The following is a 14,793-nucleotide window of genomic DNA, read 5'->3' as shown; positions in this document are numbered from 1 at the left end:
AGCGTGGTAGTATAGCCAGCAGCATCCATACGACTCAAGGTACGATCATGGCAAAAACCGCAGCAGCACTCCATATCCTTGTAAAGGAAGAGAAACTGGCTCAGGACCTTCTGGCACAGCTGGAACAGGGCGCAGATTTTGAAAAACTGGCGAAAAAGCACTCTATCTGTCCGTCAGGCAAAAAAGGCGGCCACTTAGGCGAGTTCAAACAGGGCGCGATGGTGCCGGCTTTCGATAAAGTAGTGTTCTCCTGCCCGCTTATCACGCCTTACGGCCCGCTGCACACGCAGTTCGGCTATCACATCATCAAGGTGCTGTACCGCAACTAAGCGGCCCTGCCTGTGCAACAGCTTCCGCTGGCCGTCGTGCTTGCGGAAGCTGTTTTTGCTTCCTCTTCTTTCCGCGTTCCCCTTCTTTCCCGCGCTTGCTTACTCTCGCGGCACTAATAGCGGCCAGCTCACGATAAACCAGGCCGGACTCACAGACTCCGTTGCGCCAGTCATGGCAGGATAAGCCGGATAATTAACTCATGGAGAGAGATATGCATTCGTTATTGCAGGCTTTAAAGACAAGGGAAGCTTTCTGGACGCAGTTCCGTCGCGATTTGCACCAGCACCCGGAAACGGGTTTCGAAGAGCTGCGCACCAGCGAGCGGGTGGCGGCAAAGCTGCGGGAGTTTGGCTACAGCGTGCATCAGGGAATGGCAAAAACCGGCGTGGTCGCCACGTTAAAAGCAGGCAGCGGCACAAAAACGCTGGGGCTGCGCGCCGATATGGATGCCCTGCCGATGCAGGAAATCAGCGGCAAAAGCTGGTGCAGCAAAACCGCCGGAAAGTTTCACGGCTGCGGTCATGACGGCCATACCGCTATTCTGCTCTGCGCGGCGGAATATCTGGCCCGTCACCGAAACTTTAACGGTACACTCCGGCTGATTTTTCAGCCTGCGGAGGAGTTGTCCGGCGGGGGAAAAGCGATGCTTCGCGACGGCCTGCTGGAAAAATTCCCCTGCGATGCGCTGTTTGGCCTGCATAATATGCCTGGTCTGCCCTGCGGATCCTTCTACTTTAAAAAACATGCCGTGATGGCCTCTTCCGACAGGCTGGATATTATCGTTTCTGGCGCAGGCGCCCATGCCGCTATGCCGGAAAAAGGCGTGGATGCCACTCTGGTCGCCTGCCATATCGCTATAGCCCTCCAGACAATAGTTTCCCGGAACGTGTCGCCTTTCGCCCAGGCGGTGGTCACTATCGGCAGTATCCAGTCCGGCGAAGCGTTCAATATCATCAATGAAAAGGCGGTGCTGAAGCTGAGCGTCAGAGCGCTCGATCCTCAGGTGCGCCAGCTATTGCTGCAACGTATTCAGGATATTGCCCGTTTGCAGGCGGAAAGTTTTAACGCCAGCGCGGAGGTGGTGCACGTCAGCGGCAGCCCGGTATTGATTAACAGCGAACAGGAAACCGATTTTGCTATCGGCGTGGCGCGTGAGCTGGTCGACGAGTCGCTGATTTGTACCGATATGCCGCCGCTAATGGGCAGCGAAGATTTTGCTTTTCTGCTGGAGGCCCATCCCCACGGCGCTTACCTGATGGTGGGCGCTGGCGATGGCCCGATGGTGCATAACCCCGGCTACGATTTTAATGACGACATTATCGTGACTGCCGCCGCATTCTGGTGTTTGCTGACGCAGCGCTATCTGCAATAACGGCAGCAGCCACCGGCGGGAGGATAAGATAAGGCGGTAAAAACGCCAAAGGCGCGGCAAATTACCACGCCTTTGGTTATCAGCAGCGCGGTTAGCCCGCTACCGCGATACGTTTCATATCGGTCATATAGCCACGCAGCTTGCGGCCAACGGATTCGATAGGATGGTTGCGGATAGCTTCGTTAACGTCACGCAGCTGCGCGTTATCCACCGTAGTCGTGGTTGCCGTCGCCTTGCCCAGATCGCCCGTTTGTAACGTGCTCATAAACTCTTTCAGCAACGGAACAGCCGCGTAAGAGAACAGATAGTTACCGTATTCGGCAGTGTCGGAGATCACCACGTTCATCTCGTACAGACGCTTACGAGCGATAGTGTTGGCGATCAGCGGCAGCTCGTGCAGCGATTCGTAGTAGGCAGACTCTTCGATAATGCCGGAAGCGACCATGGTTTCAAACGCCAGCTCAACGCCCGCTTTCACCATCGCAATCATCACCACGCCTTCGTCAAAATAATCCTGCTCGGCGATTTTACCTTCAAACTGCGGCGCGGTTTCAAAAGCGGTTTTACCGGTCTCTTCACGCCAGCCCAGCAGTTTTTTGTCGTCGTTGGCCCAGTCGGCCATCATGCCGGAAGAGAATTCGCCGGAGATGATGTCGTCCATGTGCTTCTGGAACAGCGGCGCCATGATGGTTTTCAGCTGTTCAGACAGCTCGAAAGCGCGCAGTTTAGCCGGGTTAGAGAGGCGATCCATCATCAGCGTGATGCCGCCCTGCTTCAGCGCTTCGGTCACGGTTTCCCAGCCGAACTGGATTAATTTTTCCGCGTAGGCCGGATCGGTGCCTTCCGCCACCAGCTTGTCGAAGCACAGCAGCGAACCAGCCTGTAACATGCCGCACAGGATGGTCTGCTCGCCCATCAGGTCGGACTTCACTTCCGCCACGAAGGACGATTCCAGCACGCCCGCGCGATGGCCGCCGGTTGCGGCTGCCCAGGCTTTGGCAATCGCCATGCCTTCGCCTTTTGGATCGTTTTCCGGGTGAACGGCGATGAGCGTAGGCACGCCGAAGCCACGCTTATACTCTTCACGCACTTCCGTACCCGGACATTTTGGCGCAACCATCACGACGGTAATGTCTTTACGGATCTGCTCGCCGACTTCTACGATATTAAAACCGTGCGAGTAGCCCAGCGCCGCGCCGTCTTTCATCAGCGGCTGTACGGCACGCACTACCGAGGTATGCTGTTTGTCCGGCGTCAGGTTTACCACCAGATCCGCCTGTGGGATCAGCTCTTCATAGGTGCCGACTTTAAAACCGTTTTCCGTCGCTTTACGCCAGGAAGCGCGTTTCTCCGCGATGGCTTCCGCGCGCAGCGCATAGGCGATATCCAGCCCGGAATCACGCATATTCAGGCCCTGGTTCAGACCCTGAGCACCACAGCCAACAATCACGACCTTTTTGCCTTTCAGGTAGCTTGCTTCGTCCGCAAATTCATCGCGCGCCATAAAGCGGCATTTACCTAATTGCGCCAGCTGATTGCGCAGGTTCAACGTGTTGAAATAGTTAGCCATGGGAACTCCTGAGGTTGTGTTCGTCTTTTATTTTATCGGTGATGCCGTATCACCCTCTTAATCCCCATCATATGACAGGAAATGTATTGCTTAAATTGATATATTAACAACGTCATATTGCAAATACTGCAACGCTAAAATGAGGCCGCAAGCGCATGGATTTACGCGATCTGAAACTCTTCCTGCATCTGGCCGAAAGCCGTCATTTTGGCCGCAGCGCGCGGGCGATGCACGTTAGCCCTTCTACGCTTTCCCGCCAGATCCAGCGGCTGGAGGAAGACCTGGGCCAGACGCTGTTTCTGCGCGACAACCGCACCGTTACGCTGACCGACGCCGGAGAACAGCTGCGCCAGTTTGCCCAGCAAACGCTGTTGCAATATCAGCAGCTGCGTCACGCCATTGGCCAGCACGGCCCGTCGCTGAGCGGCGAGCTGCGTCTGTTTTGCTCGGTAACGGCGGCCTATAGCCATCTGCCGCCGATCCTCGATCGCTTTCGCGCTGAACACCCGCTGGTGGAGATCAAACTGACCACCGGCGATCCTGCCGACGCAGTGGATAAGGTGCAGAGCGCCGAAGCCGATATCGCCATCGCCGGACGGCCGGAAACGCTGCCCGCCAGCATTGGCTTTACGACCTTAGGCCCGATCCCGCTGGTGCTGATCGCGCCCGCGCTGCCTTGTCCGGTTCGTAGCCAGGCCAGCCAGCCGGAACCGGACTGGCCGCAGATCCCGTTTATCCTGCCCGACCAGGGGCCAACCCGACAGCGTATCGATCTCTGGTTCCGTCGCCGCCGCATCGCCAGTCCGTTGATTTACGCCACCGTGGCGGGGCATGAGGCTATCGTCTCGATGGTGGCGCTGGGCTGCGGCGTGGCGCTGATCCCGGACGTGGTGCTGGAGAACAGCCCGGAGCCGATCCGTAACCGTATTCTGGAACTGGAAAATATTGATATTGTCGCGCCGCTGGAGCTGGGCGTCTGCGTACAGAAAAAGCGGCTCAACGAGCCGCTGATTGATGCGTTCTGGAGCCTGCTTTAGCCCGCCAGGAAGAAGCTGAAGGCCGGGTTATGGGTTTCGTCATGACAATCATAGCCCAGAGCCGCCAGATGTTCTTCAAACTGCGGTTCGTTCTCGCCCAGCTCGAATCCCGCCAGCACGCGTCCATAGTCCGTACCGTGGCTGCGATAGTGAAACAGCGAAATATTCCAGTGGGTGCCCAGGGTCTGCAAAAAGCGCAGCAGCGCGCCGGGCGCTTCCGGGAACTCAAAGCTGTAAAGCCGTTCTTTAAGCGGCTTTGACGGGCGACCGCCGACCATATAGCGCACGTGCAGCTTCGCCATTTCATCGTCGGAGAGATCCACCACCTTATAACCGCCTTCGTTCAGCAGCTGCAGGATTTCATGTCGCTCTTCCAGACCGCGCGTCAGCCGCACGCCGACAAAAATGCAGGCGTTGTCCGGGTCCGCGAAGCGGTAGTTAAACTCGGTAACGGCGCGTCCGCCCAGCAGCTGGCAGAACTTCAAAAAACTGCCCTTTTGCTCGGGGATCGTAACCGCCAGCAGCGCCTCACGCTGTTCCCCCAGCTCGCAGCGTTCGGAAACGTAGCGCAGGCCGTGAAAATTGACGTTGGCGCCGGAAAGAACATGCGCCAGCCGCTCGCCTTTGATCTGATGCTGCTGGATATATTTTTTCATGCCCGCCAGCGCCAGCGCGCCGGAAGGCTCCGCGACGGCACGCACGTCTTCAAACAGATCCTTCATCGCCGCGCAGATAGCATCGCTGTCCACGGTGATAATGTCGTCAAGATATTCCTGGCACAGCCGGAAGGTTTCGCTGCCGATCCGCTTCACCGCCACGCCTTCGGCAAACAGCCCGACGCGCGGCAGATCGACCGGCTCGCCCGCTTCCAGCGCCGCTTTCAGACAGGCGGAGTCTTCCGCTTCCACCGCAATGACCTTGATCTGCGGCATCAACTGTTTGATCAGCACCGCCACCCCAGCCGCCAGGCCGCCGCCGCCAACGGGCACAAAAATACGGTCGAGATGCGCATCCTGTTGCAGCAGCTCCATCGCCAGCGTGCCCTGTCCGGCAATCACCATCGGATGGTCGAACGGCGGCACAAAGGTGTAGCCCTTCTGTGCCGCCAGCTCCAGCGCCTTCGCTTTCGCTTCGTCAAAATTGGCGCCAAACAGGTAAGCCTCACCGCCAAACGCCCGCACGGCCTCTACTTTGATATCAGCCGTCGCTACCGGCATGACGATCAGAGATTTAATCCCCAACCGGGTCGCCGACAGCGCTACGCCCTGGGCATGATTGCCCGCCGAAGCGGTCACCACGCCGCTGGCCTTTTGCTCCTCGTTAAGCGAAGCGATCATCGCGTAGGCGCCGCGCACTTTGAAGCTGTGCACCGGCTGACGATCTTCGCGTTTAACCAGTACCGTATTACCAAGACGAGAGGAGATTTTCTCCATCTTTTGTAGGGGCGTGACCTGCGCAACTTCGTAAACCGGCGCACGGAGTACCGCTCGCAGATACTCCGCGCCGCAAGGCTCGGCGGATAACGGTTGAGACTCAGCCATGTTTTAGCCTCCCAGCTTGCTTTTGTCGCGTACTGCGCCTTTGTCCGCACTGGTCGCCAGTAAAGCGTAGGCGCGCAGAGCAAAGGAAACCTGACGTTCGCGGTTATGAGGCGTATAGGCCGCGTCACCGCGCGCCTCTTCCTCTTCACGACGCGCGTGCAGTTCGTTGTCCGGCACATCCAGTTTGATGCCGCGATTCGGAATATCGATATCAATCATGTCGCCGTCTTTCACCAGCGCGATGGTGCCGCCGCTGGCTGCTTCCGGCGAAGCGTGACCGATAGAAAGCCCTGAGGTGCCGCCAGAGAAACGGCCATCGGTGATCAGCGCGCAGCTTTTGCCCAGCCCCATCGATTTCAGGTAGGTGGTCGGATAAAGCATTTCCTGCATTCCCGGCCCGCCTTTCGGCCCTTCGTAGCGGATCACCACCACGTCGCCCGCCACGACTTTGCCGCCGAGGATGGCCGCTACCGCATCGTCCTGACTTTCGTAGACTTTGGCCGGGCCGCGGAAGGTGTGGCTCTCTTTTTCTACGCCAGCGGTTTTCACGATACAGCCATCTTCTGCCAGATTGCCATACAGCACGGCAAGGCCGCCGTCCTGGCTGAAGGCATGTTCACGGGAGCGGATGCAGCCTTCCTGACGGTCATCGTCCAGCGTTTCCCAGCGCGTATCCTGTGAGAACGCCTGGGTGGTGCGGATCCCGGCCGGGCCGGCGCGGAACATTTTTTTCACCGCCTCGTCTTTGGTCAGCATGATGTCGTACTGTTGCAGCGTTTCCTGCAGGCTCAGGCCCAGCACGTTGCGCACGCTGTTATCCATCAGGCCCGCCCGATCCAGCTCGCCCAGAATGCCGATGACGCCACCAGCGCGGTGTACGTCTTCCATATGGTATTTCGGGGTGCTTGGCGCAACCTTACAGAGATGCGGCACCTTGCGGGAAAGCCGATCGATATCGGAGATATTAAAATCGATTTCGCCTTCCTGCGCGGCGGCCAGCAGATGCAGAACGGTATTGGTCGAGCCGCCCATCGCGATATCCAGCGTCATCGCGTTTTCAAAGGCGGCCTTACTGGCGATATTACGCGGCAGCACGCTTTCGTCATCCTGCTCGTAGTAGCGTTTCGCCAGGCCAACGATGCGTTCGCCTGCCTTCAGGAACAGCGCCTTACGATCGGCATGGGTTGCCAGCAGCGAGCCGTTGCCCGGCTGCGACAGGCCCAGCGCCTCCGTCAGACAGTTCATTGAGTTAGCGGTAAACATGCCGGAGCAGGAACCGCAGGTCGGACAGGCTGACCGTTCGATTTTATCGCTGTCTTCGTCGCTGACGTTCGGGTTAGCGCCCTGGATCATCGCATCAACCAGATCCAGCTTGATGATCTTATCGGAAAGTTTGGTTTTCCCGGCTTCCATCGGGCCGCCGGAAACAAAGATCACCGGAATATTCAGGCGCAGGGAAGCCATCAGCATTCCCGGCGTGATTTTGTCGCAGTTAGAGATACAGACCATGGCGTCCGCGCAGTGGGCGTTGACCATGTATTCGACCGAGTCGGCGATCAGCTCGCGCGAAGGCAGAGAGTAAAGCATACCGCCGTGCCCCATCGCGATGCCATCATCGACAGCGATAGTGTTGAACTCTTTGGCGACGCCGCCGGAAGCTTCAATCTGTTCGGCAACCAGTTTGCCCAGGTCGCGTAAATGTACGTGCCCCGGTACGAACTGCGTAAAGGAGTTGACCACGGCAATGATAGGCTTGCCAAAATCGTCGTCGGTCATACCCGTGGCGCGCCACAGCGCGCGGGCACCGGCCATATTACGGCCATGAGTGGTGGTGGCGGAACGGTACTTAGGCATGCTCATACTCCAGAATCAGATGATACACGGGCGTCAAACGACGCCCGTAAAATGTCATTGTTGTGGGTTGACCGGATCCAGCCAGCCCCACTTGTCTTCGGTTTCGCCGGTAAACAGCCCAAAGAAAGCGGACTGGATGCGGGTCGTGATCGGGCCGCGTTTGCCTTCGCCAACCTGAATGCCGTCCACGCTGCGTACCGGGGTGATTTCCGCCGCCGTACCGGACATAAAGATTTCGTCGGCCAGATAGAGCGATTCGCGGGAAAGCACCTGCTCGCGTACCTCAATGCCCATCTCTTTCGCCAGTTTGATGATGGCGTCGCGCGTAATGCCCGGCAGCGCGGAGGAGGTAAACGGCGGCGTAAACAGGATGCCGTCTTTCACTTCAAACAGGTTCTCGCCGGCGCCTTCAGAGATATAGCCCTGGGTATCCAGCGCGATGCCTTCCTGATAGCCGTGACGGCGCGCTTCACTGCCCACCAGCAGAGAGGAAAGGTAGTTGCCGCCCGCTTTCGCTGCGGTTGGCAGCGTGTTTGGCGCCACGCGGTTCCAGGAGGAAACCATCGCATCAATACCCTGCTCCAGCGCTTCCGGGCCCAGGTAAGCGCCCCACGGGAAGGCGGCAATGATCACATCGGTGCTGTAGCCGTCCGGCGGGTTCACGCCCAGGCCCACGTCGCCGACGAAAACCAGCGGGCGAATATAAGCGCTGGTCAGCTTGTTGACGCGCAGCACTTCGCGGCAGGCTTCCATGAGCTCATCAACGCTCTGGCTGACCGGAAAGCGATAGATCTTTGCAGAGTCGTGCAGACGCTGCATATGTTCACGATGGCGGAAGACTACCGGGCCTTTGTGCGAGTCATAGCAGCGGACGCCTTCAAATACGGAGGTGCCGTAGTGCAGCGCGTGGGACATGACGCTAACTTTCGCCTCTTCCCACTTCACCATCTCGCCATTGAACCAGATAAAGTCAGCTTTCTTCGTCATTCTTCTTTCCTTTTCGCGCTCAGGCGCGGATTTGTTGTGTTGTCTGGTGTTGGATGTGAACGGTGGCAACATCCATCAACTTGCTTAACTGTGTTGACAGTAAATCGACCGGGCGCTGGCTGGCAACGGTCATGGCAATATTTATGCTGTCGCTATTTTCGCCGGAAGACATATTCATTGCGCAAACCTGAAAGCCGCGATGGCGAACAACGCGCAGGATGCGTTCCAGGATTTCAGGGCGCAGGCGCGCCTCTATGGATAACTGATGCTGCATCATGAGGTTTTCTCCATCATATTTTCGTTGCTGGCACCCGGCGGCACCAGCGGCCAGACGTTTTCAAGTTCATCAATGGCGACATGCAGCATGTAAGGCCCTTCGCTGTTCAGCAAAGCGTCTACCGCGGCAGCCACCTGGTCTTTACGGGTAATGCGCTGGCCGGGAATGTCGAAAGCGCGGGCCAGCATCAGGAAATCGGGGTTGTCGGAGAGATTGGTTTCGCTGTAGCGCTCCGAGAAAAACAGCTGCTGCCACTGGCGCACCATGCCCAGACGCTGGTTATCCAGCAAAACGATTTTTACCGGCAGCTGCTTGCGCTTGATGGTGCCCAGCTCCTGTACATTCATCATAAAAGAGCCGTCGCCCGACACGCAGATCACGGTATCTTCCGGTCGGGCGACCTGCGCGCCCACGGCGGCCGGCAGTCCGAAGCCCATCGTGCCGAGACCGCTGGAAGTAATAAAATCTTCCGGCTGGTTAAAGCTCATATGCTGCGCTGTCCACATCTGGTGCTGGCCGACATCGGTGGTAACAATCGCGCTTGCCGGTTTACGATCGGAGAGCTGTTTCAGAAACAGCGGCGCATAGATAGCCTGGCCCGGATGATCGTAACGCCAGCCGTGATCGGCCTTCAGCGCCTGCACGTGCTCGCGCCATGCGCTGATTTCCGTCGGATGATATAAGTCCGGCAGCAGCTTATTGAGGTCGCCTCGCAATCCCACATGCGCCTGGCGCAATTTGTTCAGCTCGGCGGGATCGATATCCATATGGATAACGCTGGCATGAGGAGCAAACGTATCCAGCTTGCCGGTTACGCGATCGTCAAAACGGGCGCCGACGGCAATCAGCAGGTCACATTGCTGGACGGCAAAGTTGGCGGCCTTGGTGCCGTGCATACCCAACATCCCCAGATAACAGGCATCCTGAGGATCCGGCGCGCCCAGACCTTTCAGCGTGGCGACGGTAGGAATGCCCGTTTCGTGAGCGAACGCACGCAGGGCCTCTACGGCACCGGCCATGCCAACACCGCCGCCCACGTACAAAACCGGTTTCTTAGCCTGAGCCAGCATGGCGCGCGCCTGCGCCAACGCCTGATGAGGATGCGCCGCTTCGTCTTCAACCGCCGCCAGATGGGCTGTCAGCTCGCCGCTGGCTAACTGGATATCTTTAGGGATATCGATCAGCACAGGGCCGGGGCGACCGGAGCGGGCGATGGCGAAAGCTTCGGCCATGATTTCCGGCAGCTCTTCCAGCGAGCCGACCAGGAAGCTGTGTTTGGTACAGGCCAACGACAGGCCGAGCACGTCAATTTCCTGAAAAGCGTCGGTGCCGATCAGGCCGCCGGCAACCTGGCCGGTAATCGCCACCACCGGCACGGAATCCATCATTGCATCAGCCAGCCCGGTGATAAGGTTGGTCGCGCCGGGGCCGGACGTGGCGATGCAAACGCCGACTTTTCCGGTAGAACGGGCATAACCGATGGCGGCCATGGCAGCACCCTGCTCATGTCGGCACAGTAGATGTTCGACGCCGCCATCATAGAGCGCATCATAGACGGGCATAATCGCACCACCCGGATAGCCGAAAACAGTCTCGACTCCCTGCCCACGCAACGCCTGAACCACCCACTGAGCACCATTCATAGTTATTTCCCCGCCTCTCGCTGGGAACAACAGCATTTTATTCTACTGTTCATCTTCTGTTCCTCTGTCGTTGATAGCCTGTCAGCCCTGCCAAAAAAAAACCCCCGGACCTTTCGGTGCGGGGGTTCTTCTGAATTCAGGCTTGATTTTTAAGCCTTTCTTCCTCCGAGCGTAGCCCCGCACGGCGTGATAATAATCACGACGACGTTGATAATGACAAGGCTTAGGACTCGTAGAAGGGCTTTCATTTAGATTCGATAAATTCACTTGTTCGAAGTAATGCCTACAGAGTTATCACAGTTAGTGCGATGCATTCAACTTTTTTCATCACTTTATTTTATGATGGCCGCCGCGATTAATAAAAAACCAACCGTTAATCAAGGAATAAGCTAAATCCTGAAAATTATTCATTACGTACCAGACGCAATGGCTTTGCCCTGTTTTTATGGGTCGCGTCGAATTTTTATAAAGGCTCCGGGAAGCGATATTTTTTGCGAGCCGCTTCGATAAGCGGAATATCGGCTCTCGTCACCCGTCAGGAAGCAGGACAGAATACGACCATAAGGAGTTTTTATGTCGCTATCTGTTACCTATACGCGTGCGGCTATCGGCGTGGAAGCGCCTCTGGTAACCGTTGAAGTGCATTTAAGTAATGGCCTGCCTGCTCTGACGCTGGTCGGCCTGCCGGAAACCACGGTTAAGGAAGCGCGTGAACGTGTCCGGAGCGCGCTGATAAACTGCGGCTTCACCTTTCCCGCGCGACGCATTACCGTGAATCTTGCGCCAGCCGATCTGCCCAAAGAAGGCGGCCGATACGATCTCCCTATCGCCATAGCGATTTTGGCGGCCTCAGAGCAAATTTGCGGAGAAAAACTGGGGCAGTATGAGTTACTGGGAGAATTAGCATTGACGGGTGCTCTGCGAGGCGTACAGGCTGCTATTCCTGCTGCCATGGCGGCGGCAGAGGCGAAGCGGACGCTGATCCTCTCCACGGACAACGGTCATGAGGCCAGCCTTGTAAAACATGCGCATAGCCGTCTTGCGAATAGCCTGCTTGACGTATGCGCTTATTTAAATGGACAGGCGGATCTCCAGCAGGCCAGCTATGCTCCCACCGACATCATTATGCCCGCCGAGGATTTAAGCGAGGTCATCGGCCAGCAGCAGGCTAAAAGAGCGCTGGAGATCGCCGCTGCCGGTGGTCATAACCTGCTGCTGATTGGCCCGCCCGGCACGGGCAAGACGATGCTGGCGACCCGTCTTGCAGGTTTGCTGCCGCCGCTGAGCGATCGGGAAGCGCTGGAGAGCGCCGCTATCGCCAGCGTGGCGGGTTCGTCGCTGGCTGACCACCCATGGCGTCAGCGACCTTTCCGGGCGCCGCATCATACCTCTTCGCGCTATGCGCTGGTTGGCGGCGGCACCTTGCCTAAACCCGGTGAGATCTCCCTGGCGCATAACGGCGTACTGTTTCTTGATGAACTGCCGGAGTTTGAACGCAGGACGCTGGATGCCCTGCGAGAGCCTGTCGAGTCGGGAAGTATTTCCCTGTCGCGCGCTAAAGCAAAGGTCATCTATCCGGCGCGATTTCAGCTGGTGGCTGCCATGAATCCCAGCCCTACCGGTCAGCATGGCGTAAAGCACAACCGCAGCACCCCTCAACAGACGCTGCGCTATCTCAGCCGTCTTTCCGGTCCGTTCCTCGATCGTTTCGACCTCTCGCTGGAAGTCCCCCTCCTGCCGCCCGGCACATTAAGCCAGGCTTCCGTCAGCGAATCCAGCGCAACGGTGCGTCAGCGGGTTCTGGCCGCCAGAAACGTTCAGCTAACGCGGGCCAGAGCGATTAACGGGAAGTTAACGCCAGGCGATATACGGCGATTTTGTGAAATAAGCAAAGAGGATGCGAGCTGGCTGGAAGAGGTGCTTAATCAGCTGGGACTTTCCGTTCGCGCCTGGCAGCGCATTTTGAAAGTAGCCCGAACCATTGCTGATTTGGCGGAAAAAGAGAGTATTAAACGGGAGCATTTACTTGAAGCATTAAGCTATCGGGCAATGGACAGATTGCTGGTTCATCTGCTTAACAGTCTGGAATAGGTTTTTATCTTGCAAAAAAGCGTTTATCGCTGACAATAAAGGGGCCGAAGCCCCTTTATCATTAATCATCGCTGTCCGAATAGTCTTCCACGCCTTCCATCTGCGGCTTGCCGCCGGAAAGCGTATGAAAACGCTTTGGACGTTTGATACGCGTCATATACTTTGACCATACCCGTTCTGCTTCGGACTGAGGTTCGCGTACACCACGGCATACCTCAATAAACAGACGCTCTTCTTCCGTTGCGGGTTCACGCTTTGCCAAATCCAGCTCGTTAAAAGCGTAACCATAACGCTCAAGAAGTTGAGCTTCTTTGATAGTGAAATCACCGTGGCGCGAGAAACCGCGTGGGTAATGTTTGTTATCGAAAAAACGATTCGTTGTTGCGAAGCTTTCCGCCATTTTACACGCTCCTAACTCTTTTATGGCCGTGCTATTTATGGCGCGGAGTATTAGATACGCTTGACAGAGTGTAAAACAAAACATTTAAATCATGACGACAAATGATTTTCAGGAGACGGATGTGGATACGGAATTATTAAAGACCTTTCTTGAAGTGAGCAGAACCCGCCACTTTGGGCGTGCCGCTGAAGCGCTCTATCTCACGCAATCTGCCGTAAGTTTTCGCATCAGGCAGCTGGAAAATCAGCTGGGCGTTAACCTTTTTACGCGTCACCGTAACAATATCCGTCTGACGTCAGCGGGCGAAAGGCTGCTTCCTTATGCCGAAAGCCTGATGAGCACCTGGATGATGGCCAAAAAAGAGGTCGCGCATACCCAGCAGCATCATGAACTTTCTATCGGTGCCAGCGCTTCTCTTTGGGAAGCTTATCTGACGCCCTGGCTACAAACGCTGTATGAAAATCGGGAAGATTTGCACCTGGAGGCAAGAGTGGCTCAGCGTCATTTGCTGGTTAAACAGCTGCATGAGCGCCAGTTGGATCTGCTAATCACTACGGAAGCGCCTAAAATGGACGAACTGACCAGCCAGCAGATCGGTCATATTTCGCTAACGCTTTATCGATCGCGGCAATCGGAGAAGCGTGAAAAGTATGATTACATCAAGCTGGAATGGGGCGCTGATTTTCATCAGCATGAAAGCTATCTGGCGGGCGCGGACGATGTCCCCGTGCTGACAACAACGTCAGCCCATCTGACACGTCAGCTACTGCATACCACCGGTGCCTGTGCTTTCTTACCGGATATCTGGCACAGCGAGTATCCCGATTTATCCGTTATCCCGGATACGCCCGTCGCTGTACGCCCGCTTTACGCCGTCTGGCTGCAAAACAGCGATCAGCAGTCACACATCAGACAGTTGCTCAAGTTTCCGGTTAATACGCCTTAGTTTAAGTTTCCGGTCATACGCCCTGATTTAAGTTTCCGGTCATATGCCCTTGTTTCAGGGCCTTCAGGACAGAATGGTCAGCTGCTGGCCATTTCCTGACTTTAATATCAAGAGGTAAGGTCGTTTGATATGCAGGGATAAAGGTTAGAATCCGGTGAGAAACAGTACAGACAAGCAGGACAAGCAGGACAGGCAGGACAGGCAGGACAGGCAGAACAGGCAGAACAGGCAGAACAGGCAGAACAGGCAGAACAGGCAGAACAGGCAGAACAGGCAGAACAAGCAGAACAAGCAGAACAAGCAGAACAGAATAGCCGTTTTTCAGACAAAAAAAATCCTTTGCCGGAGCAAAGGATTATTTTTAAATGGCAGGGGCGGAGAGACTCGAACTCCCAACACCCGGTTTTGGAGACCGGTGCTCTACCAATTGAACTACGCCCCTAAAAGGGTGGCGGAACGGACGGGGCTCGAACCCGCGACCCCCTGCGTGACAGGCAGGTATTCTAACCAACTGAACTACCGCTCCACCGATTCTGTACTGAACTCAGAATGTTGCCTCTGATATCAGGTATTTCGCCTTTTCCGCGTCACGGGAAAAGTCATGACCATAAATGGTCTAATTTGATGCCTGGCAGTTCCCTACTCTCGCATGGGGAGGCCCCACACTACCATCGGCGCTACGGCGTTTCACTTCTGAGTTCGGCATGGGGTCAGGTGGGACCACCGCGCTAAAGCCGCCAGGCAA

13 protein-coding genes, 2 tRNA genes and 1 rRNA gene are annotated in these 14,793 nt (G+C 56.5%); 5 read left to right on the top strand and 11 right to left on the bottom strand.

Translation table 11 applies throughout. The features are described 5' to 3' along the window. The first annotated feature begins 47 nt into the window (after positions 1-47). Together ppiC and ACA373_RS21000 are read left to right on the top strand one after the other, a co-directional pair. Entirely contained in the window at positions 48-329 is a 282-nt protein-coding gene (ppiC, locus tag ACA373_RS21005; protein ID WP_125290737.1) for a peptidylprolyl isomerase PpiC, read from the top strand. A gap of 212 nt (positions 330-541) precedes the next feature. Further along, a complete protein-coding gene (locus tag ACA373_RS21000) occupies positions 542-1,702 on the top strand; it encodes a M20 aminoacylase family protein (RefSeq protein ID WP_370735038.1) in 1,161 nt (386 codons plus the stop codon). Positions 1,703-1,793: 91 nt separating this feature from the next. Here ACA373_RS21000 and ilvC read toward each other — a convergent pair whose 3' ends face one another. Beyond that, positions 1,794-3,272, bottom strand: a complete 1,479-nt coding sequence (gene ilvC / locus ACA373_RS20995; RefSeq protein WP_253457175.1) for a ketol-acid reductoisomerase — start codon at positions 3,270-3,272, stop codon at positions 1,794-1,796. A 155-nt stretch (positions 3,273-3,427) separates the two neighbouring features. Between ilvC and ilvY the strand changes: the two genes are divergently transcribed. Next, positions 3,428-4,309, top strand: coding sequence for an HTH-type transcriptional activator IlvY (gene ilvY / locus ACA373_RS20990; protein WP_369896698.1), 882 nt, complete (start codon positions 3,428-3,430; stop codon positions 4,307-4,309). On the opposite strand, the gene ilvA is transcribed toward ilvY, so the two are convergent. From ilvA to ACA373_RS20960, 6 genes are all read right to left on the bottom strand, one after another. After that, positions 4,306-5,850, bottom strand: a complete 1,545-nt coding sequence (gene ilvA / locus ACA373_RS20985; protein ID WP_253457172.1) for a threonine ammonia-lyase, biosynthetic — start codon at positions 5,848-5,850, stop codon at positions 4,306-4,308. The two genes, ilvY and ilvA, sit on opposite strands and share 4 nt — an antisense overlap. 3 nt (positions 5,851-5,853) lie before the next feature. Continuing rightward, entirely contained in the window at positions 5,854-7,704 is a 1,851-nt protein-coding gene (ilvD, locus tag ACA373_RS20980) for a dihydroxy-acid dehydratase (protein ID WP_253457170.1), read from the bottom strand. Positions 7,705-7,758: 54 nt separating this feature from the next. Next, entirely contained in the window at positions 7,759-8,691 is a 933-nt protein-coding gene (locus ACA373_RS20975) for a branched-chain amino acid transaminase (RefSeq protein WP_253457167.1), read from the bottom strand. Positions 8,692-8,710: 19 nt separating this feature from the next. Continuing rightward, positions 8,711-8,968, bottom strand: a complete 258-nt coding sequence (gene ilvM, locus ACA373_RS20970; protein WP_125290744.1) for an acetolactate synthase 2 small subunit — start codon at positions 8,966-8,968, stop codon at positions 8,711-8,713. Then, the gene (ilvG, locus tag ACA373_RS20965) at positions 8,965-10,611 is read right to left on the bottom strand and encodes an acetolactate synthase 2 catalytic subunit (protein WP_301731006.1); all 1,647 of its coding nucleotides are present in this window, start codon (positions 10,609-10,611) and stop codon (positions 8,965-8,967) included. Before ilvG ends, ilvM begins: the two co-directional genes overlap by 4 nt. A gap of 149 nt (positions 10,612-10,760) precedes the next feature. Then, entirely contained in the window at positions 10,761-10,859 is a 99-nt protein-coding gene (locus ACA373_RS20960; protein WP_125290746.1) for an IlvGEDA operon leader peptide, read from the bottom strand. Positions 10,860-11,184: 325 nt separating this feature from the next. Here ACA373_RS20960 and ACA373_RS20955 point away from each other — a divergent pair, with 325 nt between their 5' ends. Next, positions 11,185-12,702, top strand: coding sequence for a YifB family Mg chelatase-like AAA ATPase (locus ACA373_RS20955; protein ID WP_253457161.1), 1,518 nt, complete (start codon positions 11,185-11,187; stop codon positions 12,700-12,702). A 61-nt stretch (positions 12,703-12,763) separates the two neighbouring features. Here ACA373_RS20955 and ACA373_RS20950 read toward each other — a convergent pair whose 3' ends face one another. After that, positions 12,764-13,102, bottom strand: coding sequence for a DUF413 domain-containing protein (locus ACA373_RS20950; protein ID WP_125290748.1), 339 nt, complete (start codon positions 13,100-13,102; stop codon positions 12,764-12,766). Positions 13,103-13,223: 121 nt separating this feature from the next. On the opposite strand from ACA373_RS20950, the gene hdfR reads away from it, so the two are divergent. Beyond that, positions 13,224-14,048, top strand: coding sequence for an HTH-type transcriptional regulator HdfR (gene hdfR, locus ACA373_RS20945; RefSeq protein WP_253457158.1), 825 nt, complete (start codon positions 13,224-13,226; stop codon positions 14,046-14,048). A gap of 366 nt (positions 14,049-14,414) precedes the next feature. Here hdfR and ACA373_RS20940 read toward each other — a convergent pair. From ACA373_RS20940 to rrf, 3 genes are all read right to left on the bottom strand, one after another. After that, positions 14,415-14,490, bottom strand: a tRNA-Trp gene (locus ACA373_RS20940). A 7-nt stretch (positions 14,491-14,497) separates the two neighbouring features. Beyond that, positions 14,498-14,574 (bottom strand) — tRNA-Asp (locus tag ACA373_RS20935). Between the two features lie 100 nt (positions 14,575-14,674). Next, positions 14,675-14,790: ribosomal RNA gene (gene rrf, locus ACA373_RS20930) — 5S ribosomal RNA — on the bottom strand. Positions 14,791-14,793: the final 3 nt, after the last annotated feature.

The sequence above is a fragment of the Erwinia sp. STN24 genome (assembly GCF_041320675.1).
Taxonomy (GTDB): Bacteria; Pseudomonadota; Gammaproteobacteria; order Enterobacterales; family Enterobacteriaceae; genus Erwinia; species Erwinia aeris.
The sequence above is the reverse complement of the archived record's forward strand: the minus strand, read 5'-3'. Positions and strand labels throughout refer to the sequence as shown.

Bases quoted from the DNA above. Each gene is read 5' to 3' on its own strand.
- ACA373_RS20960 (WP_125290746.1), bottom strand. From the start codon at position 10,859: ATGAAAGCCCTTCTACGAGTCCTAAGCCTTGTCATTATCAACGTCGTC.
- ACA373_RS20975 (WP_253457167.1), bottom strand. From the start codon at position 8,691: ATGACGAAGAAAGCTGACTTTATCTGGTTCAATGGCGAGATGGTGAAG.
- ppiC (WP_125290737.1), top strand. From the start codon at position 48: ATGGCAAAAACCGCAGCAGCACTCCATATCCTTGTAAAGGAAGAGAAA.
- ilvA (WP_253457172.1), bottom strand. From the start codon at position 5,850: ATGGCTGAGTCTCAACCGTTATCCGCCGAGCCTTGCGGCGCGGAGTAT.
- ACA373_RS20955 (WP_253457161.1), top strand. From the start codon at position 11,185: ATGTCGCTATCTGTTACCTATACGCGTGCGGCTATCGGCGTGGAAGCG.
- ilvC (WP_253457175.1), bottom strand. From the start codon at position 3,272: ATGGCTAACTATTTCAACACGTTGAACCTGCGCAATCAGCTGGCGCAA.
- ilvG (WP_301731006.1), bottom strand. From the start codon at position 10,611: ATGAATGGTGCTCAGTGGGTGGTTCAGGCGTTGCGTGGGCAGGGAGTC.
- ilvY (WP_369896698.1), top strand. From the start codon at position 3,428: ATGGATTTACGCGATCTGAAACTCTTCCTGCATCTGGCCGAAAGCCGT.
- ilvM (WP_125290744.1), bottom strand. From the start codon at position 8,968: ATGATGCAGCATCAGTTATCCATAGAGGCGCGCCTGCGCCCTGAAATC.
- ACA373_RS21000 (WP_370735038.1), top strand. From the start codon at position 542: ATGCATTCGTTATTGCAGGCTTTAAAGACAAGGGAAGCTTTCTGGACG.
- ACA373_RS20950 (WP_125290748.1), bottom strand. From the start codon at position 13,102: ATGGCGGAAAGCTTCGCAACAACGAATCGTTTTTTCGATAACAAACAT.
- ilvD (WP_253457170.1), bottom strand. From the start codon at position 7,704: ATGCCTAAGTACCGTTCCGCCACCACCACTCATGGCCGTAATATGGCC.